A 19,525-nucleotide genomic window follows, 5' to 3' on the forward strand; every position below is an offset into this window, starting at 1 on the left:
GCGCCAAGGCGCGGGCCTTTTTCTTTGCCCGAATGGGCGAAAGATCAGATCGTGCCGCGTTGCCGCAGGACCCGCAGCGTTGCGGCGATTGCCTGCGAGTCGTCCATGGCGTCATGGGCGCGCCCTGTCATCTCAAGGCCCACAAGGGTCGGCAGCTGGTAGGATGTGGATTGACCGAATTCCGGCCCCGCCCGCCGCGCCAGACTGCCATCCAGTTCGCCATAGCCCCGCCAGTCGGGGGCAGCGATCCCGTGCAGGCGGCAGTTCTCGGCCAGCACATCCGGATCGCCGCTATAGGACAGGACCGCTCGCGCGCCGTCACAAAAATCCAGAAACACCTCCAGCGCCTCCGGGAAATCGAACCCTTCATGATCAATCGTCGACTGATCGATGCCGGTCAGGTCGACGATATAGGCGGACAGTTCGGGATTGCGGACAGGGCTGACATAGCACAGCAGCCGCCCGAGCTCCGTCAGGTTGGCATCGTCCCGCACCCGCACGGCGCCGATCTGGATGATTTCGCGATGCTCCCACGGTTCGGACCAGCCGCGCTCCAGACTGCCTTCCCAGGCGGTGAACTCAAGATCGAACAGCACGATCTCTCCGCCCCGGTGGGCCGGGTCAAGCGGATCGAAGGCGGGATCGACAACGGAAGGGACAGGACTGTCGTTCATGGTTCCAGTGCATTGGCCAGCCGTTCGACGGCGTCGGGCATCTTGTCGATCGGTACCGCAGAATAACCCAGCAGCAAACCCCGGTCCGCGGTCGGGCCGGCATAATAGGCGCTGAGTGCCGACACCGTAACCCCGTGCCGGGCCGCCAGCGTCTGAATCTCGCCATCGGAAAGACCGGGGGCCAGGTCCGGGGCGAGGCGTGCCAGCAGATGCATGCCCGCCTCCGACGGGGCGATGGCGATGCGATCCCCGAACCGCGCTTCCAGCGCTTGCGCCAGGGCCGTGCGCCGTTCCGAATAGAGCTTCCGCATCCGCCGAAGATGGGCCGCGAAATGCCCCTCCTCAATGAAGGCCGCCAGGGCGGGCTGGGCAATGGTGGACGGATGGTCGTCCAACGCCGCGCGCGCATGCCGGAAGGGTTCCGCCAAATCCGCCGGCACGACCAGATAGCCGATCCGCAACGACGGAAACATGACCTTGGAGAAGGAGCCCGCATAGACGACGCGACCATCGCGATCCAGCCCCTGCAGGGCCGAAAGCGGCCGCCCGGCATAGCGGTACTCGCTGTCATAGTCGTCCTCCAGGACCCAACCGTCACGCCGCTGCGCCCAATCCAGAAGCTTCAGGCGTCGGGCCAGCGTCATGGTCACGCCCAGCGGGTACTGATGGGACGGCGCGACACAGACCAGCCGGGCCTCCGGGGCGGCGGTCTCCCCGGCATCGATGTCCAGCCCTTCCTCATCGACCGGCGCCATTTCCGTACGTATGCCCGCGCCCAGCAGGGCACCGCGCACGCCGGGATAGCCGGGCTCCTCCATCAGGGCGACATCGCCCTCATCCAGCAGGACATGGCAGGCCAGACCAATCGCCTGCTGAACGCCTGCGACGACGATCACCTGCTCCGCTTCGCAGCGCACACCCCGCGCGGTCCGCAGATAGTCGACGATGGCCCGGCGCAGTGGCAGATAGCCTGCCGGCTCCGCCTGTGCCAGCAGATCGCGCGGCGGGCGGCGCCAGGCCTTGGTCATCAGGCGCGACCAGACATCGAAGGGGAAACTGTCGAGATCGGGCAGGCCCAGCGAGAACGCCGGAGTCTGGCGCGATGACCGATTGCCGCGCAAGGCGGCCAGACGCGCGCCGCGCTTGGACAGCCCCTGCCGGCGCGGATGGCTTTCGCCCGGGATCACCGCACTCTGGCGGGGAGACAACGCTTCTTCCGGCAGTTCGTCGGACACGAAGGACCCGGCGCCGATCTTGCCGACCAGATAGCCCTCCGCGAACAGCTGGTCGAAGGCGGTGGTGACCGTGTTGCGGGAGATATCCAGTTCCCGCGACAAGGTGCGGCTGGACGGCAGTCGCGCGCCGGCCTTCAGACGCCCGTCCAGAATCAACCCACGCAGCTGGTCGTACAGCTGGCGGTGCATCGGCTCATCGGCCCCGCGATCCAGCGACAGCGGCAGTACGGTTCCATCGGCAACGCGGCGGGGCATCGGTCAGAATCCCTCAAATCAAGTGGCACCATAACTTCGACCGAAGCGGCCCTTTTGAACAAGCCATTTTTACGGCATCTCAACCGCTGCCCGCCCTTCGTCAGGAGTTCCGCAGAATGCCCGATACCGCCGAATCCTTTGCGCCGACCGACCGGTCGCGTGTGCGCCGATCCCATGATCGGGCGCGATATGACAAGGACGCGGTCTTTGCCGTGGTCGATTCCGCGCCGCTCTGCCACGTTGGCTATGCCATCGACGGTCAGCCCTATGTGACGCCGACGATCCATTGGCGCCAGGGGGATCGGCTCTATTGGCACGGTTCATCGGCAAGCCGCATGCTGCGCGCGGTGAAGGGCGGCATTCCGGTCTGCGTGACCGTCACGCATTTCGATGGATGGGTCATGGCGCGGTCCCCGTTCAATCACTCCGCCAACTACCGCACCGCCATGCTGTACGGTCGCGCCCATGCGCTGGAAGACCGCGACGCCAAGGAAGCATCGCTGAAGGTCATGATGGACGGCCTGTTCCCCGGTCGGTGGGAGGAAGTCCGCGGCAACACCGAACAGGAACTGAAGGCGACCACCGTGGTCTCGATGGAAATCGAGGACGCCGTCGCCAAGATCAACAGCGGCCCGCCGACCGACGATGAAGCGGATTACGGCACCGTCGATTGCTGGGCAGGTGTGCTGCCGCGCCGGGAGGTCTGGGGACCGCCGGAGCCGGACCCGAGAATGGACCGCCCGCATCCGGTCCCCCCCTATTTGAAGGAGCCGATTTATGAATGACCTGACCATCCGTCCCGTGCGGGCCGAAGATTACGAGGCGTGGGACCCGCTCTATCTGGGATATTGCAATTTCTACAAGGTAACGAGCACCCGGGAGTCACGACGCGTTGCCTTCGACTGGCTGATCGACCCGGATGAGGTCCTGGAAGGACTGGTCGTGGAACGGGACGGCACGCTCATCGGCCTTGCCCATTATCGGGAGATGCCGCGTCCGCTGCATGGCCAGAAGATGGGTTTTCTCGACGATCTGTTCATCGATCCCGACGCGCGCGGCGGCCGCATCGGGGAGAAGGTCTTCGATGCGTTGCGCGACATCTGCCGCGATCGCGGCTGGCAGGTCATGCGCTGGCTGACACAGGACCACAATTACGCCGCGCGCACGCTTTATGACCGGGTGGGCGGAAAGAGCCTGCTCAATCTCTACGAAATGATGGTGAAGGACTGACGCTTCAGAAATCGAAACAGCGACCGGCCTTTTCCCAGTCACCGTAGCGCGTCGGCTCCAGCCCCTTGGGGCCGCCGATTTCCTTCTCGCCCTTGCCGGATTCAGCAGCCGCCTTGCGGGCCCGCTCACCGGCGGCCTCCGCCTTCAGTTCCGCCAGACGCCGTTCGTCGACGCCTTTCAGATCTTCCGGCTCCACACCTTCCGGCAGTTCATCGGAACTGGGCAGGCGCGGCGGCTTCGGCTTCGAGGTCTTGAACAGGTTCGACAGTTTGCTCATGAAGGGTGATATAGTGGAAAAATCCGTATCGACAATCCTGCGGGCTCTCTCAGGTTCGAATTGCGGTCGGGTGAGGTGGCGGCAGCACAGTCGTAGCTGGTCGCATATTGACTGTGGGACGGTGAGGCCCGCTGCCCAAGGCAACGCCCCAACTCGTGCGCGACGGGCGGGCTGCAGGCGTCGATCCATCTTGATCCGACCGGCCGCATTCCCATTTCTTATGCGATTGTGCGAGACCGGCATGAAGAGGACTGATTTCCAAGATGAACACGCTGCGCACCGGGATGCTGATGGCCGCGATGACCGGCCTTCTGGGGGTTTGCGGCTATCTGATCGGCGGCCAGACCATGATGCTGATCGCGCTCGCCTTCGCTGGCGTATCCAACATCATTGCCTTCTGGAACGCGGACAAGATCGTCCTGCGCATGCACAATGCGCGGCAGGTCGACGCCCAAAGCGCGCCGGGCCTGTACAAGACCGTCGCGGAACTGGCAAAGCGCGCCGACTTGCCGATGCCGAAGGTCTACATCATCGATACCGAACAGCCGAACGCCTTTGCGACCGGCCGGAACCCCGAAAATGCGGCTGTTGCGGCGACAACCGGTCTGATGCGCATGCTGTCGGCGGAAGAACTGGCCGGCGTCATGGCCCACGAACTGGCCCATGTGAAGAACCGCGACACCCTCACCATGACCGTGACGGCGACTATAGCCGGCGCAATCTCGGCACTCGCCAACATGGCGATGTTCGCCAGCCTGTTCGGCGGCAATGACAATCGAAGCAGCCCCTTCGGCGCGTTGGGCGCGATCCTGGTGATGTTTCTGGGGCCCCTGGCGGCCGCGCTGGTCCAGATGGCGATCTCCCGCACGCGTGAGTATTCGGCCGACCGGATGGGCGGAGAGATCTGCGGCAATCCGCTCTGGCTCGCCTCCGCACTGGACAAGCTGCAGGCGGGCGCCTCCCGAATCGACTATGCGGCGGCAGAGCGTAATCCGGCCACGGCCCATATGTTCATCATCAATCCGCTGCACGCCAACAAGATGGACGGGTTGTTCACAACCCACCCGAAGACCGAGAACCGCATCGCCGCCCTGGTGAAACAGGCAGAGGAGATGGGCGTCGCCGGACGAACTACCCGGTCCCGTGTGCAGTCGCCGACCCGATCCAGCCGGATTCCGGTCACCAGGCCGCGCGGCCCCTGGGGCCGTTGATCAGAGGTAGGTTGCCGGATCTCACATTAACTGGTTGTTAACGAAATATTTTTTCTCGCCAGAGGGTAGACAGGCTGCGATGCGGTGTGTATACAGACCTCGCAATCGAGTGACATAGCCTGGGTGGGGACCAATGGAGCGGTCCCGTTATGGCGAAGTCCCTTTGCGCCCTCTTTATCCTGATGATCTCGATCTGCGGCACAGCGTCGGCCAAGACAATTTCCGTCGCGGTCTTCGACTACCCGCCGATCTTCGTGCTCGGTGACGACGAGAACCCTGGGTACTGTTTCGAGATCATCGAGAAAATCTTCGAGGCGCGCGGCTATCGCGTCGAGAAGCATGAACTGCCGCTGGCCCGCGCCATCCGTTCGGTGGAAACCGGCGCGATCGACATGATCTGTACGATCAACCCGCATAACAGCTGGAATCTTGTTCCGGCCTATATCCCCAATGTCAGTCTGGAATTCCTGTTCTGGAAGCGGGCGGACGACGATTTCCAGTTCGCGGGCATCGACTCGCTGGCGGACCGCACCGTTCTGAACATTGTCGGATTCAACTACCGGGCGATCAGCCCGATGTATCAGGCCTACCTGAAATCCGACGACGGCACGGTGCTGAACCTCTCGGGCGAGGCACCGATGCTGAGCGCCTTCCGCATGATCGACCGCGGGAATGCCGATGTGATCTGCCTGGACGAGCACTCCGCCACCTATCTGCTGAACAAGCTGGGACTGCAGGACCGGATCGTGCCGGCGGGCGGTTTCAAGACACCCTTCCTGGCCTATCCTGCCGTCGGTCCTGACCATCCGCGAGGGGCGGAACTGCTCCGCGAATACGAGGCGGGGTATGAAATGCTGCGGCAGACCGGATTCGTCGAGAAGGTAGTCAGCAAGTATCTCGACGGATCCGACATGCCCATTGTGGTCAGCGGGTCCTGACCCCGTCCTATTCCGCCGGTACGGCCGCCGGCTGATCCGCGGACAGCGGATTGTCCAGCATCTTCAGGATCTCATGCGGCACGACATGCTTGATCGACCGCCGCGTGATGTCCCAGTCGTGCAACAGCCCGTCGGCCCATTTCGAATGGGTCGCCGCGACGTGATCGACCAGCATCCTGCGGCATTCCTCCGCCCAGTAATCGGTTTCCAGGGCATAAACCCCGACCGATTCCGGGTTCAGGTGCAGCGACAGCCTGTCGTCGGGGTCGTAGATGAAAGCCATCCCGCCGGTCATGCCCGCCGCGAAGTTGGCCCCGACCTCTCCCAGAATGCAGACCCGGCCGCCGGTCATGTATTCGCACCCGTTCGATCCGATGCCTTCGACCACCGAATAGGCCCCTGAATTGCGCACGGCAAAGCGGTCACCCGCCATACCGGCCGCAAACAACCGCCCATCGGTCGCACCATAGAGGCAGGTATTGCCGATGATGGCGTTGCGGTTGCTTTCCAGCGGGCTGGTGGTGATCGGACGGATCACGATCTCGCCCCCGCTGAGCCCCTTGCCGACATAATCGTTGGCATCGCCAAGGACCTCGAGCTTGAGCCCCTGCACCGCGAAGGCGCCCAGGGACTGACCGGCCGACCCACGCATGCGCACCGTCAGATGCCCCGGCTTCAGCGTCTTCATGCCGAATGTCCGGGTGATCTTGGAGGAAATCTTCGTGCCGATGGCGCGATAGGTATTCCGGATATTGTACTGAAGCTGCATCTTCTCCCGGTCGCGGAACAGGTTCTCCGCATCCTGAATCATCAACGCATCCAGTGTTTCCGGGACCTCGTTCCGACCTTCGGCATCCGCCTTGTGGTTGGCGCGCTGCATGCCGGGCTGGGCCAGAAGCGGGTTCAGATCCAGATCGTCCAGATGGGATGCGCCGCGGCTGACCTGGGCCAGCAGATCGGTCCGTCCGACAATTTCCGCCAGGGTCCGCGATCCCAACCGGGACAGGATTTCACGCACTTCCTCGGCGATGAAGCTGAACAGGTTCATCACCTTTTCCGGAGAGCCGGTGAACTTGTCGATCAGGCGTTCATCCTGCGTGCAGACACCGACCGGACAGGTGTTCGAATGGCACTGACGCACCATGATACAGCCCATGGCGACCAGGCTGGCCGTACCGATGCCGAATTCATCGGCGCCCAGGATGGCGGCGGTGACCACGTCCCGGCCGGTCTTGATTCCCCCATCGACGCGCAGACGCACCCGGTGGCGCAGACCGTTGAGGGTCAACACCTGATGCGCCTCCGCCAGGCCCATTTCCCAGGGCAGACCGGCATACTTGATCGAGGTCTGAGGCGACGCGCCGGTGCCGCCGGAATGGCCGGAAATCAGGATCGTGTCCGCATGGGCCTTGGCGACCCCAGCCGCGACCGTGCCGATACCCGCCTTGGAAACCAGCTTCACGCAGACACGCGCTTCCGGGTTGATCTGCTTCAGGTCGTAGATCAGCTGGGCCAGATCCTCGATCGAATAGATGTCGTGATGCGGCGGCGGGCTGATCAAAGTCACGCCCGGCGTCGAATGCCGCAGCTTGGCGATGATGCCGGACACCTTGAACCCCGGCAGTTGTCCGCCTTCGCCGGGCTTTGCGCCCTGCGCCATCTTGATCTCGATCTCACGGCAATTGTTCAGATACTCCGCCGTCACACCGAAGCGTCCCGATGCGACCTGCTTGATCGCCGAAGACGCATTGTCGCCGTTTTCCTTGGGCTTGTAGCGGGCCGGATCCTCGCCGCCTTCGCCGCTGTCGGACTTGGCGCCGATGCGGTTCATGGCGATGGAAAGGGTCTCATGCGCGATCGGCGACAGGGCACCCAGCGAAATCCCCGGCGCGACCAGGCGCTTGCGAATCTCGGTGATGCTTTCCACCTCGTCGATCGGTGCGGCCGGACCGTCATATTTGAAGTCCATCAGATCGCGCAGGCTGATCGGCGGCAGCTTGGCCACCTGCTCCGCATAGCGCCGATAGACCGCATAGGAATCCGAGCCGACGGCGGTCTGCAGCGTGTGGATCAGGTTGCCTTCCCAGGCATGGGCCTCACCGCCGCGACGATAGCGGTAGAACCCGCCGACCGGCAGGGCCGCGACCGCCTCGTCATAGGCGGGGCGGTGCCGGTCCAGAACGTTTTCCCGCAGGCCGGTCAGGCCGACACCCGAAATCCGGCTGGGCAGGCCCGGGAAGAATTCCGCGACCAGGGACCGGCTGAGGCCGACCGCCTCGAAATTGTAGCCGCCTCGATAGGAGCTGATGATCGAAATGCCCATCTTGGACATGATCTTCAGCAGCCCGTCCTCGATGGACTTCTGGAAATTCGCGACCGCGTCCTCAAGCGACAGGCCCGGCAGCAGATTGCGGCGGTGCCTGTCGGCGATGGCTTCTTGCGCCAGGTAGGGCACGACGGCCGTGGTTCCGACCCCGATCAGGACCGCGAAGGAATGCGTATCCAGCGCTTCGGACGTCCGCGCGATCAGGCTGGCAAAGGTCCGCAGATCGGCGCGTACCAGATGTGTATGCACCGCGCCGGCCGCCAGGATCATCGGGATCGCGGCCCGGTCCGGCGTGGTCCCGGAATCATCCAGAATCAGATGCTGCGCGCCTTCCCGGACGGCGTCTTCAGCCTGCGTCTGGATGGCGTGTACCGCGTCACGCAGGGCCGACGGGTTGTCGTCGACGGGGAAGGTGCAGTCGATCTCGACCGCCACATCGCCCAGATGACGGCGGAGAGCCTGATAATCGCCGTCCAGCAGAACCGGTGACGGCAGTTGCACGATTTCCAGCTGGCGCGCGTCTTCCTCCAGGATGTTGCCCAGATTGCCGAGGCGCGTTGCCAGCGACATGACATAGCGTTCGCGCAGGCTGTCGATCGGCGGGTTGGTCACCTGACTGAAGTTCTGACGGAAATAATGATGCATGCCACGATAACTGTCGGACAGAACCGCGACCGGCGTATCGTCCCCCATGGAGCCGGTGGCTTCCTTTCCGCCTTCGGCCATCGGCTGCAGGATCAGTTCCAGATCCTCCATCGACCAACCGTTGGCAACCATGCGCCGGCGCAACTCGTCCTTCGGCATCTCACCACAGCTGCCGGTCCCGGAGCCGTCCAGTTCGGACAGATTGGTGATGCCCTTGACCCATTCGCCGAACGGGCTCAGCGCCGCGACATGATCCTTCAACTCGCGGTCGTGGCACAGACGGCCTTCGCTGAGGTCGACGGCTATCATCTGACCCGGCCCCAGACGGCCCTTCTCGACCACGGTCGTCTCATCGACCTTGACCATGCCGGTTTCCGACCCGACCACCAGCAGCCCGTCGCCGGTGACGACATAGCGCAGCGGGCGCAGACCGTTCCGGTCCATTCCCGCCAGTGCCCAGCGGCCGCCATAGGCGCAGATCGCCGCCGGTCCGTCCCAGGGCTCCATGACGCCATTGGCATATTGATAGAAGTCGCGATGGGCCTGCGGAATGGTCTTCGACTGCTCCCAGGCTTCCGGGATCAGCAGCGACTTCACTTCCGGCAGTTCGCGATGGGTGCGGGCCAGGACTTCGAAGACGGCGTCCAGGGATGCGCTGTCGGAACTGCCGGGCTGCACGATCGGCTTGATATCGTCGACATAGGGGCCGAGTTGCGGATCGTCGAGCTTGGTCTCGTGGCTCTTCATCCAGTTGGTATTGCCGGTGATCGTATTGATCTCACCGTTATGGGCCAGAACCCGGAAGGGCTGGGCCAGCGGCCAGCTGGGGAAGGTGTTGGTCGAGTAGCGCTGATGGTAGATCGCGAAGTTCGACGTGAACCGCTCATCCTCCAGATCCGGATAGAAGGAGGTGAGCTGTTCCGCCAGGAACAGGCCCTTGTAGATCACCGACCGGCAGGAAAGCGAACAGATATAGGCTTCGGTAATGTTCTCGGCCAGAACCGCCTTCTCGATCCGGCGGCGGATGACGTAAAGATCGGCCTCGAACTGCGCGACCTTCACGTCGCGGGCGTTCTCGACCATGATCTGCTCGATTTCCGGCCGGGTAGCGTTGGCCTTTTCGCCGATGACAGAGATATCCACCGGCACCTGGCGCCAGCCATAGATTCGGTGGCCCATGCGCAGGATTTCGCTTTCGATGATCTGGCGTGTGCGCTCCTGACGCATCAGGTCCGTGCGCGGCAGGAAGACCATGCCGACGGCCAGACGGCCCTTGCCGAGCTGATGGCCGGTGCGCTGAACGTGCTCCTTGAAGAAGTCCTGCGGGATCTGGACATGGATGCCCGCTCCGTCGCCGGTCTTGCCGTCCGCGTCGACTGCGCCGCGATGCCACAGAACCTTCAGCGCCTCGATGGCGCGCAACACGACCTCACGCCGCGGCTTGCCGTCGATGGCCGCCACCATGCCGACGCCGCAATTCGCCGTCTCCGTCTGCGGCAGATACATGCCTTCCCTGGCCAGACGTTCGGCGTCGGCGCGATATTGTTCGACCCAGCTGTCATTTTTCATGTCGGACATTCCTCTGCCCCTTATTCGGCGGCGGCCGGCGCGACGACGGCGCGGGCCTGGATATAATCATGAATGGCAAGAGCGGCGTCGCGCCCGTCGCGGATCGCCCAGACGACGAGGCTCGCCCCGCGGACGATATCGCCGGCGGCGAACACGCCGTCCATCGCGGTCATCTTCGTCTTGTGGTCGATCTTGACCGTGCCCCACCGGGTGACGGGCAGTTCCGCCTCGCCCCACAGGGTCGGCAGGTCTTCCGGATCGAATCCCAGTGCCAGAATCGCCAGATCGGCATCATGGGTGTCCATCGCACCATCGACCGGCTGCGGTGTGCGACGACCCGTGGCATCGGGCTGGCCCAGGCGCATGCGCTGGGCCTTCACGCCCTCGACCTTGCCGTCGCCGGTAAACCCTTCCGGCTGGCTCAGCCAGACGAATTCGACGCCTTCCTCTTCCGCATTCGCCACTTCACGCTGCGATCCCGGCATGTTGGCCCGGTCACGGCGATAGAGACATTTCACGGATTTCGCACCCTGCCGGACGGCGGTGCGAACACAGTCCATCGCCGTGTCACCACCGCCGATAACGACAATGTTCTTGCCCTCGGCATGCAGCGTTCCGTCCTTGAACTGCGGCACATCGTCTCCCAGACCGGCGCGGTTCGACGCGGTCAGGAAATCCATGGCCGGAATGATGTTCTCCTGGCCGACGCCCGGCGCCTTGAGGTCGCGCGCCTTGTAAACGCCGGTCGCGATCAGGACGGCATCGTGCTGCGCGCGCAGGTCGGCGAAGGCGATGTCGCGGCCGATTTCGACATTCGTCTTGAACGTGACACCGGACTGAATCAGCCATTCCGTCCGTCTGAGGACGATGTCCTTGTCCAGTTTGAAGTTCGGAATGCCGTAGATCAGCAGCCCGCCGACCCGATCATAGCGGTCGTATACGGTGACTTGATAGCCGCGGCGGCGCAGCTGCTCGGCCGCGGCCAGACCGCCCGGCCCGGCGCCGATCACGCCGACGCTTTCGGTGCGTTCGCGCAGCGGCTTGATCGGCTGCACCCAGCCTTTCTCCCAGGCCGTGTCGGTGATGTACTTCTCGATCGCGCCGATGGTAACCGTCCCATGGCCCGACTGTTCGATGACGCAATTGCCCTCGCACAGTCGGTCCTGGGGACAGATGCGGCCGCACACCTCCGGAAAGGTGTTGGTCGCACTGGAAACTTCATAGGCCTCTTCCAGCCGGCCCTCCGCCGTCAGCATCAGCCAGTCCGGGATATTGTTATGCAGCGGGCAGTGCACCTGACAGAAGGGCACGCCGCATTGGCTGCAGCGTCCGGCCTGGTCGGCGGCGCCGGAGTCCGAATATCCGTCATAGATTTCGCCGAAATCGGCGCGGCGCTGTTCGACGGTGCGCTTGTCGGGCGTCGCCTGCTGCCGATCGACGAATTGAAGCATGCGTTTCGTGGTCATCTTTATCGGATCCGTAACCGGTTGCTGAAACGAAGGTGTGATACGCTGAGGCAATTTTGGGGCCGGCGGCCCTGAACGGCACCGCCTTTCGGGCTGAGAGCACCCTCCTCCACCATTGCCGGCGCGATCTATAGACGGATATGCATGCGATGGCCAGCAAAATCCATCATTTAGTAATCATATCGGAACTAAATTTTTCGGATTTCGGATCTGAGAACGGTTCGCAGCGCTGCGATCCGCCAATTAGTCTCATTTTAATACCATTTCGGTACATTCTGTCCCAATCATGACAGATGCAACGGTGACCGGCCGGTGCTATACAATCGCTTGTACGATTTCAGGGGGTCTGCGTGCTACTCCACCATATCTTGGCACTCGCGGCAGTGCAGGGAATCACCGAATTCCTGCCGATCAGTTCCTCCGGCCATCTGATTCTGGCCGGCCGGTTCATGGAATGGCCGGATCAGGGCCTGGCCGTGGACGTCGCCGTGCATATCGGAAGCCTGTTCGCCGTCTGCCTGTATTTCTGGCGCGACATGTGGCAAATCACCCTGGGCGTGGGCCGGATCGCGACCGGACGTGGCGGTCCGCAGGCCCGTTTGATCGGCAACATTGTCGTCGCCACGATACCGATCGTGATCGCCGGCTACTTCCTGAAGGACCAGGTCGAAACCCTGTTCCGAACCATGGAAATCATCGGCTGGACCACCCTGGGGTTCGGAATTCTGTTATGGCTGGCCGATCGGGTCGGCATGACCATCCGCCGGGTCGAGCATATCGCATGGCCGACGGCCCTGACCATCGGCCTGGCCCAGATCCTGGCCCTGGTTCCCGGCACCAGTCGCTCCGGCATCACCATGACGGCGGCCCGCTTCCTGGGCATGGAACGCGAGGATGCGGCCCGATTTTCAATGCTGATTTCGATTCCGACCATTCTGGCGGCCGGGCTGCTGAAGGGCTATGATGTCTATCTGGCCGGCGATCTGTCCATGACGGCGGATCTGGGCATCGCCGCCGCCCTGTCCTTCATCACCGCGCTGATCTCCATTGCGCTGATGATGGCCTGGCTGCGCCGCGCGGGATTCGGCCCATTCGTGCTGTACCGCATCGCCCTGGGCAGCGGCCTGCTCTACTGGGTTTACTGGGGTTCGGCGGCCGGCTGAGGACAGCCGGCGCGCGTCACACCGGCTGTACCGGGCTGTAGCGGCCGCCCTTGCGGTAAATGTCGACATAGGTCGGCAGAACGATCTCCGCCGCCTTCGGCTCGATCCCCAGATCGCGCAATCCCGGCAGGTCGCCGCTGCAGACATTGTCCGACTTCAGCAGTTCGACCTGATCCCGCGTCATCGGCGGCACCGGCAGCAGCTCCATGAAGAAGGCCAGCACCTTTGCCAGATCGAAGGGCAGAGGCACCAGACCGACATGGCGGTCCGTTTCGCGCATGATCAGTTCCAGGATTTCCCGGAATGAATAGACGGTCGGCCCGCCAAGCTCGAAGGTTCGCCCCTTGTGCGATTCATCCGTCAGCGCCGCCAGAATGGCGTCGGCCACATCGCCGACATAGACCGGCTGAAACTTGGTGTGTCCGCCGCCGACCAGCGGCAGGGCCGGCGCGATGCGCATCATCGACGCGAAACGATTCACGAAATCATCCTGCGGACCGAAGACGACACTGGGCCGCACCACGACCGCCTCCGGGATCAACGATCGCACGGCTGCCTCGCCGGCAGCCTTGGATTGGGCGTAGGCCGACGTCGATTCAGGCGATGCGCCCAGCGCCGACAACTGAACAAAACTCGTGATGCCCTCGGCCTTCGCCGCCTCGGCAATGCGCCGCGCGCCGACTTCATGCACGGACTGGAAGCGCTGATTACCGCTTTCATAGAGAATGCCGACAAGGTTCACGACTGCATCGGCGCCCTTGACGGCGGCCCGCACGGACCCTTCATGACGAAGGTTGGCCTGGACCGGTGTGATCTGCCCGACATCGCCGGCCGGCTTCAGCGACAGCGCGCGCTCCGGGTCACGGCAGGCGACACGAACGCGGCAGCCAAGGGCCGCCAGTTCACGTACGACCTGACGACCGATGAAACCGGCGCCGCCGAACACAGTGACCAGATTGGGCGTCATTGTCGCATCCCCCTGATGAATACCACGGCCTCGAACCCGCCGAAGCTCTTTCGACGGTATAGCGAAAGAAGGGTCCGCTTCCAAGTCTATGCTGTCCCGTGGCGGACGCGCAAATGGCCGCATTGCCGCGAATTTCCACCGTCCGAAAAAATCTTCACGCGGGGCTGAATCAGGCGCTTGACAAGCATCCGTCAAATCGACATGTTCCCGGCCCGCACCGACGGAATGCCCAGGTGGCGGAATTGGTAGACGCGCAGGTTTCAGGTACCTGTGGCCGCAAGGTCGTGGAAGTTCGAGTCTTCTCCTGGGCACCATCTCTTGACGATCCGTCGCGGATTTCCCTTCAAGGACCGCTTGTGCGCCGCAAGGCGTCCCTCACATCGGGTTCGGCCCAAAAGGCTGTACGCTGCCCCGCGATTCTTGATAGGATTCAGCGGATTGGCGGGTCGAACGGCGTTCAACCCGCCCGACGTGTTTTTGCCGATGCCCTTTTGGGGACGGTGCCGAGCATCGAAAGGGAGTGACCGGTTGAGCATCCATCTGCACAAGGGCGACCTGCCCGCCGACGTTGATTTCGGCGCGGCCGTGGCGATCGACACTGAAACCCAGGGCCTCAACCCGTTGCGCGACCGGCTGTGCGTCGCCCAGCTTTCCGCCGGAGACGGGACGAGCCACCTGGTTCAGTTCGCACCGGGGGAATACGACGCGCCGAACCTGAAGCGTTTGCTGGCCGATGAGTCGGTTCTGAAGATTCTGCACTTCGCGCGGTTCGATGTGGCGATCTGCCGGCAATGGCTCGGCGTTACCATGGGGCCGATCTATTGCACGAAGATCGCTTCCAAGCTGGTCCGGACCTATACGGACCGCCATTCGCTTTCCACCCTTGCGAAGGAACTGCTGGGCATCGATATGTCCAAGCAGCAGCAGTCTTCGGACTGGGCCGCGTCGGAACTGAGCCCGGCACAGCAGGAATATGCCGCCTCCGACGTCCTGTATCTGCACCAGATCAAGGACCGGCTGGATACGATGCTGGCCCGCGAGGGCAGAACGGACATTGCTCAGGCCTGTTTCGACTTTCTGCCGACCCGGGCCGAACTGGACCTGAAGGGCTGGGCCGACACCGACATTTTCGCGCATTCCTGAGGCGCGCCGCCGCCCGGTTCGGGGGGCGAAACCAGTATTCGAGGTGACAATGACGGCCCGTGAAACCACCGGCGCGAAACTTTCCCTGGCAACCGCTGAGCTCGGCACGAGCCAGGATCATCCGGATATTGCCGTCGGACGCGCTGTCCTGACCACCGAGGCCAATGCACTGACCGCCATGGCCGCGATGCTGGACGAAAAATTCGTCGCCGCGGTGAATATCCTGGACGAGGTCGCCCGGGAAGACCGCGAAAGCATGCATCCGCCGGGACGCGTGATCGTCAGCGGCATGGGCAAGAGCGGTCATATCGGCCGCAAGATCGCCGCTACCTTCGCCTCCACCGGCACGCCGGCGCAGTTCGTCCACCCGGCCGAGGCCAGTCACGGCGACCTCGGCATGATCACCGAACGGGACGCCGTGATCGCCCTCAGCAATTCCGGGGAGACCCGGGAACTGTCCGATCTGATCAACCATGTGAAGCGCTTCGGCATTCCGCTGATTTCGATTACCGGCAAGAGCGACAGCACCCTGGCCCGCGCGGCGACGGTGCCGCTGATTCTGGCCGACCACCCGGAAGCCGGCGCCCTCGGCCTTGCGCCCACGACCTCGACGACCATGACCCTGGCGCTCGGCGACGCCCTGGCGATCGCCCTGCTGGAGCGCAAGGGGTTTACCGCCGCCGATTTTCGCGTGCTGCATCCGGGCGGCAAGCTAGGCCATCAATTGTCGATGGTCGGAGATTTCATGCACCGCGGCGACGAAATCCCGCTGGTATCCGAAGACTCCCACATGCCGGATGCCATGCTGACCATGACGTCCAAGCATTTCGGCTGCACCGGCGTTGTGTCGGATGACGGCGTCCTGGTCGGGATCATCACCGACGGCGATTTACGCCGCCACATGTCCCCCGACCTGACGACCCTGCCGGTCACGGAGGTCATGACGGCCCATCCGGTGACGATCGGTCCGAACATGATGGCCGCCGAGGCCCTGAAGATGATGAACGGCCGCCGGATTTCCGCCGCATTCGTGGTCGACGATTCCGAACGTCCGGTCGGGATCGTGCATATCCACGATTTCCTGCGCTCCGGGGTTGCCTGATCCCGCAATCGGAACCATGGCCATGGCAAGTACCGACACCAGACCCGGAGACCCGCCGCCCAAAATGCGCGGCGAAGGTATTCCGCTGTCTGTCGGGCAGCGCCGTCACAGCCGAGGCTATGGCAAAGTCGTCAGCTGGCTGAAAATCATGCTGCCGACCCTGGCAGTGGTACTGATCGGCCTTGTCGCCATCTGGCCCTATCTAGAGGATGAGGGACGGCGCATCACCGATACCCTGACCAATGCCGGCCAGCTGATCTCCGAGCAACTGGAAGTCAACCAGGCCAGCTATTCCGGGGTCAGCGAGGACGGACAGCGCTATACGGTAACGGCGGAAACCGTGCGGCAGCAATCGGTCGATGCGATGATGGTTGCCTTCACCCAACCGCGCGCCGATATCAGCCTGACGGACGGTAGCTGGGCCCTTGTGACGGCGGAATCCGGTACGCTGGATCGGGAAACCAACGTTCTGGAACTGAACACGACCGTGAATTTGTTCCACGATCAGGGTTACGAATTCCGTACCGAAAGTGCGACCTTCGATCTGATGGGCGGCAGCGCCTATGGCTTCGATCCGGTTTTCGGACAGGGGCCATTCGGTTATCTCCAGGCGGAGGGATTTCAGGCCGTCAATCGCGGCGAACGTGTTCAGCTGACCGGAAAATCCAAAGTCGTCATATACGGCACCGACTGACGAAAGAGAGACAATGCGTTCAGCCTTCCTGATCTTCGGCTTCGCCGTCCTGTTCGGCCTTGCATCGCCGCATGGCGCCGTGGCGCAGGACGGAATCGTGTCGAACGACGGGGACGGCGCGATCGAAATCGAGGCCGATGACGGCATCGAGTGGATCCGCGACTTGCAGCAATACCGCGCCTATGGCAACGCGACCGCCCGGCGTAGCGGCGTGACCATCGTTGCCGATACGCTGATCGCCTATTACCGAGAGGAAGACGGACGTCAGGTGATCTTCCGACTGGATGCCGAAGACAACGTCGTCATCACGTCCGACGGGTCCGAGGCGTCCGGCGACAAGGCGGTCTATCACATGGACAAGAAGGTCGCGGTGCTGGTCGGCGAAGACCTGCAGATGGTCACGGATCGCGGCACGATCACGGCCGAGGAAAGTCTGGAATACTGGGAGGAGCGCCGAATCGCGGTGGCCCGGGGCAATGCGCTGGTCATTCAGAACGAACGCCGCCTGAAGGCGGGCGTGCTGACCGCGTTCATCACCGACGATCCGGAAACCGGCAGTGCCCGCGTCACCCGGATCGACGCCACGGATGGCGTTCACATCTCCACCCCGACGGACATCGTCACTGGGAAGGAAGGCGTCTACATGGTGGACGAGGAGAAGGCGACTCTGTGCGGCGGCGTCAAGATCACCCGCGACAACAACCAGTTGAACGGGTCCTGCGCCGTGGTGAACATGACCACGGGGCGCAGCACGCTGACCGGCGGCGGCGAGACCGGAAAGGTCAAGGGCCTGATCCTGCCGACGCAGTGACCCGGGACAGAGGCCGGAAAATCGCAGTTTGGGTGCAATTCTGGTGCCAACCCGGCGGGTTCGTCTTGGCGAAGTGACGCAAACTCGTTAGACTCCCAGCCGATTCGCGCGGATTGCGCGGATGCGGGGTAGCAATCATTTGTTTGAAAGGGGCGACAGCGCCCGATGTCGGATCGCAACGACGAAGACGATACCAAGGAAGCGAACACGGATCGGCAAGCCCCGCAATTGGGCCTGCCCATCGACGCACCGAAACCCGATGGTTCCCCGAAGCTGCGCGAGCCGCGCATGACGCGCACGCCCTCTTTTTCGGCGCCGGCGAATGACAGGCCTGGCGGTGATCGGGCACGCCTGTCCGCGCCGCCGCGTGCCGATGGCGGCTTGTTCGACCGTCAGCCGCCGCCCTTCCGCCGCCCCAGTTCCGCGCCACCGCCACTGCCGCACGCGACCAATGGCGGCGCATCCTCCAACAAGACGGCGCTGCCGGAAGCGCCGAGTTCCCCGACCGCAAACCCGGAAATGGCGCAGAATTCGGACAGGCCGGAACGGGTCGTGCCGGAACTCGAAAAGCCGGTGGTCGACTCCAGGGAACCGACTCGACAGGCACCCGAGGTCACAAGCGCCGACCGCATGGACTTCAGTCCGCCAAAGGCAGCAGAACGTCCCGCGGCGCGCCCGCGGCCGGAACCGCGCGCCACATCGGATTTTCAGGATCTGCCCGAACCGCCGCGGCCGCGGCTAAGCGTATCCGACGAAACAGCGCCGGTGGCACAGAAGCCCCCTCCCGCGACGAAGCCGCTGGAAGCGCCGGTCAAGCCGGCCGCGACGGTCACCCCGGAAAAGCCGATACAGGGCGAAACACCAATGAAGCGGCAGGCGGCGGCCCAGAATCCTTCGTTGCAGAAACCTTCGTTGCAGAAGGCCCCGCAGCAGCAGGCCTCACCGCAAAAACCCTCGCCGCGGAGTTCCGAACAGGATCGTGTCCGCGAGGAGCCGGCGCGCGAGCCGACTCCCCTGCGACCGCGCCGTGGAGCGGACGGGTCGGGCGCCGCGAAGCAGAAGACGCAGGCAAGACCTGTCCTCATCGCCAAGAATGAAGGATTGATCGTCCATTCGCTGGGCAAACAGTTCAAGAAGCGCCCGGTCCTGCGTGACGTGTCCCTGCGGGTTCAGCGCGGGGAAGCCGTTGGCCTGCTGGGGCCCAACGGTGCGGGCAAGACCACCTGCTTCTATATCGTCACCGGCCTGATCTCGGCCGACTATGGCCAGATCGTGCTGGACGGTGTCGACATCACGGAATTGCCGATGTACCGGCGATCCCGGCTGGGCATCGGCTATCTGCCGCAGGAATCGTCGATCTTTCGCGGCCTGACCGTCGAGCAGAACATCATGGCGGTCCTGGAGCTGATCGAGAAGAACCGCGAGCGGCGTGAGATCACTCTGGAGAACCTGCTGGCCGAGTTCTCGATCAGCCATCTGCGGCGCACGCCCGCCATCGCACTGTCCGGCGGCGAACGGCGCCGGTTGGAAATCGCCCGTGCCCTGGCCAGTCAGCCGAACTTCGTGCTGCTGGACGAGCCCCTGGCCGGGATCGACCCGATTGCCGTTCGGGACATTCGCGAATTGGTCAGTCATCTGAAGGATCGCGGGATCGGCGTGCTGATCACTGATCATAACGTCCGTGAGACGCTGGATATTGTCGACCGGGCCTACATTCTTCACGACGGCAATGTGCTGATGGAAGGCACCCCGGATGAGATCGTCGCCAATCAGGAGGTGCGGCGGGTTTACCTCGGCGACCGCTTCTCACTGTAGCGCG

16 protein-coding genes and 1 tRNA gene are annotated in these 19,525 nt (G+C 63.4%); 11 read left to right on the forward strand and 6 right to left on the reverse strand.

Annotated features, from left to right (window positions below; all coding sequences use genetic code 11):
- Positions 1-44: 44 nt before the first annotated feature.
- Together R8L07_06240 and R8L07_06245 are read right to left on the reverse strand one after the other, a co-directional pair.
- Positions 45-674 (reverse strand): 3'-5' exonuclease, encoded by a 630-nt coding sequence (locus tag R8L07_06240; protein ID MDW3205127.1) that lies wholly within the window; start codon positions 672-674, stop codon positions 45-47.
- Positions 671-2,164 carry a PLP-dependent aminotransferase family protein gene (locus R8L07_06245; protein MDW3205128.1) on the reverse strand — a complete coding sequence of 498 codons (1,494 nt, stop codon included), beginning with the start codon at positions 2,162-2,164 and terminating at the stop codon, positions 671-673. Before R8L07_06245 ends, R8L07_06240 begins: the two co-directional genes overlap by 4 nt.
- Before the next feature lie 116 nt (positions 2,165-2,280).
- On the opposite strand from R8L07_06245, the gene R8L07_06250 reads away from it, so the two are divergent.
- Entirely contained in the window at positions 2,281-2,949 is a 669-nt protein-coding gene (locus tag R8L07_06250) for a pyridoxamine 5'-phosphate oxidase family protein (protein ID MDW3205129.1), read from the forward strand.
- Positions 2,942-3,394 carry a GNAT family N-acetyltransferase gene (locus R8L07_06255; protein MDW3205130.1) on the forward strand — a complete coding sequence of 151 codons (453 nt, stop codon included), beginning with the start codon at positions 2,942-2,944 and terminating at the stop codon, positions 3,392-3,394. Before R8L07_06250 ends, R8L07_06255 begins: the two co-directional genes overlap by 8 nt.
- 4 nt (positions 3,395-3,398) lie before the next feature.
- Here the strand turns inward: R8L07_06255 and R8L07_06260 are convergent, their stop codons facing one another.
- A complete protein-coding gene (locus R8L07_06260) occupies positions 3,399-3,671 on the reverse strand; it encodes a DUF1674 domain-containing protein (GenBank protein ID MDW3205131.1) in 273 nt (90 codons plus the stop codon).
- 263 nt (positions 3,672-3,934) lie between these two features.
- On the opposite strand from R8L07_06260, the gene htpX reads away from it, so the two are divergent.
- Positions 3,935-4,882 carry a zinc metalloprotease HtpX gene (gene htpX / locus R8L07_06265; protein ID MDW3205132.1) on the forward strand — a complete coding sequence of 316 codons (948 nt, stop codon included), beginning with the start codon at positions 3,935-3,937 and terminating at the stop codon, positions 4,880-4,882.
- Positions 4,883-5,031: 149 nt separating this feature from the next.
- Entirely contained in the window at positions 5,032-5,820 is a 789-nt protein-coding gene (locus tag R8L07_06270; GenBank protein MDW3205133.1) for a transporter substrate-binding domain-containing protein, read from the forward strand.
- 7 nt (positions 5,821-5,827) lie between these two features.
- On the opposite strand, the gene gltB is transcribed toward R8L07_06270, so the two are convergent.
- Together gltB and R8L07_06280 are read right to left on the reverse strand one after the other, a co-directional pair.
- Complete coding sequence (gene gltB, locus R8L07_06275) at positions 5,828-10,369, reverse strand: glutamate synthase large subunit (protein MDW3205134.1); 4,542 nt, start codon at positions 10,367-10,369, stop codon at positions 5,828-5,830.
- An 11-nt stretch (positions 10,370-10,380) separates the two neighbouring features.
- Positions 10,381-11,826 carry an NAD(P)-dependent oxidoreductase gene (locus R8L07_06280; protein ID MDW3205135.1) on the reverse strand — a complete coding sequence of 482 codons (1,446 nt, stop codon included), beginning with the start codon at positions 11,824-11,826 and terminating at the stop codon, positions 10,381-10,383.
- Between the two features lie 350 nt (positions 11,827-12,176).
- Between R8L07_06280 and R8L07_06285 the strand changes: the two genes are divergently transcribed.
- Complete coding sequence (locus R8L07_06285) at positions 12,177-12,989, forward strand: undecaprenyl-diphosphate phosphatase (GenBank protein ID MDW3205136.1); 813 nt, start codon at positions 12,177-12,179, stop codon at positions 12,987-12,989.
- A gap of 16 nt (positions 12,990-13,005) precedes the next feature.
- Here R8L07_06285 and R8L07_06290 read toward each other — a convergent pair whose 3' ends face one another.
- Positions 13,006-13,956: a complex I NDUFA9 subunit family protein gene (locus R8L07_06290; protein ID MDW3205137.1), complete on the reverse strand. Its 951-nt coding sequence runs from the start codon at positions 13,954-13,956 to the stop codon at positions 13,006-13,008.
- 227 nt (positions 13,957-14,183) lie between these two features.
- Here R8L07_06290 and R8L07_06295 point away from each other — a divergent pair.
- The 6 genes from R8L07_06295 to lptB all read left to right on the forward strand — a co-directional run bounded on the left by R8L07_06295 (position 14,184) and on the right by lptB (position 19,521).
- Positions 14,184-14,270 (forward strand) — tRNA-Leu (locus tag R8L07_06295).
- Between the two features lie 214 nt (positions 14,271-14,484).
- Positions 14,485-15,099 carry a ribonuclease D gene (locus R8L07_06300; GenBank protein MDW3205138.1) on the forward strand — a complete coding sequence of 205 codons (615 nt, stop codon included), beginning with the start codon at positions 14,485-14,487 and terminating at the stop codon, positions 15,097-15,099.
- A 49-nt stretch (positions 15,100-15,148) separates the two neighbouring features.
- Complete coding sequence (locus R8L07_06305; protein ID MDW3205139.1) at positions 15,149-16,201, forward strand: KpsF/GutQ family sugar-phosphate isomerase; 1,053 nt, start codon at positions 15,149-15,151, stop codon at positions 16,199-16,201.
- A gap of 22 nt (positions 16,202-16,223) precedes the next feature.
- Positions 16,224-16,895 carry an LPS export ABC transporter periplasmic protein LptC gene (gene lptC, locus R8L07_06310; protein ID MDW3205140.1) on the forward strand — a complete coding sequence of 224 codons (672 nt, stop codon included), beginning with the start codon at positions 16,224-16,226 and terminating at the stop codon, positions 16,893-16,895.
- A 13-nt stretch (positions 16,896-16,908) separates the two neighbouring features.
- Positions 16,909-17,706 carry an LptA/OstA family protein gene (locus tag R8L07_06315; protein ID MDW3205141.1) on the forward strand — a complete coding sequence of 266 codons (798 nt, stop codon included), beginning with the start codon at positions 16,909-16,911 and terminating at the stop codon, positions 17,704-17,706.
- A gap of 1,083 nt (positions 17,707-18,789) precedes the next feature.
- The gene (gene lptB / locus R8L07_06320) at positions 18,790-19,521 is read left to right on the forward strand and encodes an LPS export ABC transporter ATP-binding protein (protein ID MDW3205142.1); all 732 of its coding nucleotides are present in this window, start codon (positions 18,790-18,792) and stop codon (positions 19,519-19,521) included.
- The last annotated feature ends 4 nt before the right edge of the window (positions 19,522-19,525 follow it).

It is taken from the genome of Alphaproteobacteria bacterium, from assembly GCA_033344895.1.
In the GTDB taxonomy this organism is placed as follows: Bacteria; Pseudomonadota; Alphaproteobacteria; order UBA8366; family Aestuariispiraceae; genus Pacificispira.

Excerpts from the sequence above, each read along its gene's own strand:
- R8L07_06280 (MDW3205135.1), bottom strand. The coding sequence starts at position 11,826 with ATGACCACGAAACGCATGCTTCAATTCGTCGATCGGCAGCAGGCGACG.
- R8L07_06260 (MDW3205131.1), bottom strand. The coding sequence starts at position 3,671 with ATGAGCAAACTGTCGAACCTGTTCAAGACCTCGAAGCCGAAGCCGCCG.
- R8L07_06315 (MDW3205141.1), top strand. The coding sequence starts at position 16,909 with ATGCGTTCAGCCTTCCTGATCTTCGGCTTCGCCGTCCTGTTCGGCCTT.
- lptC (MDW3205140.1), top strand. The coding sequence starts at position 16,224 with ATGGCAAGTACCGACACCAGACCCGGAGACCCGCCGCCCAAAATGCGC.
- R8L07_06250 (MDW3205129.1), top strand. The coding sequence starts at position 2,281 with ATGCCCGATACCGCCGAATCCTTTGCGCCGACCGACCGGTCGCGTGTG.
- gltB (MDW3205134.1), bottom strand. The coding sequence starts at position 10,369 with ATGTCCGACATGAAAAATGACAGCTGGGTCGAACAATATCGCGCCGAC.
- htpX (MDW3205132.1), top strand. The coding sequence starts at position 3,935 with ATGAACACGCTGCGCACCGGGATGCTGATGGCCGCGATGACCGGCCTT.
- R8L07_06240 (MDW3205127.1), bottom strand. The coding sequence starts at position 674 with ATGAACGACAGTCCTGTCCCTTCCGTTGTCGATCCCGCCTTCGATCCG.
- R8L07_06270 (MDW3205133.1), top strand. The coding sequence starts at position 5,032 with ATGGCGAAGTCCCTTTGCGCCCTCTTTATCCTGATGATCTCGATCTGC.
- R8L07_06305 (MDW3205139.1), top strand. The coding sequence starts at position 15,149 with ATGACGGCCCGTGAAACCACCGGCGCGAAACTTTCCCTGGCAACCGCT.
- R8L07_06245 (MDW3205128.1), bottom strand. The coding sequence starts at position 2,164 with ATGCCCCGCCGCGTTGCCGATGGAACCGTACTGCCGCTGTCGCTGGAT.
- R8L07_06255 (MDW3205130.1), top strand. The coding sequence starts at position 2,942 with ATGAATGACCTGACCATCCGTCCCGTGCGGGCCGAAGATTACGAGGCG.
- R8L07_06290 (MDW3205137.1), bottom strand. The coding sequence starts at position 13,956 with ATGACGCCCAATCTGGTCACTGTGTTCGGCGGCGCCGGTTTCATCGGT.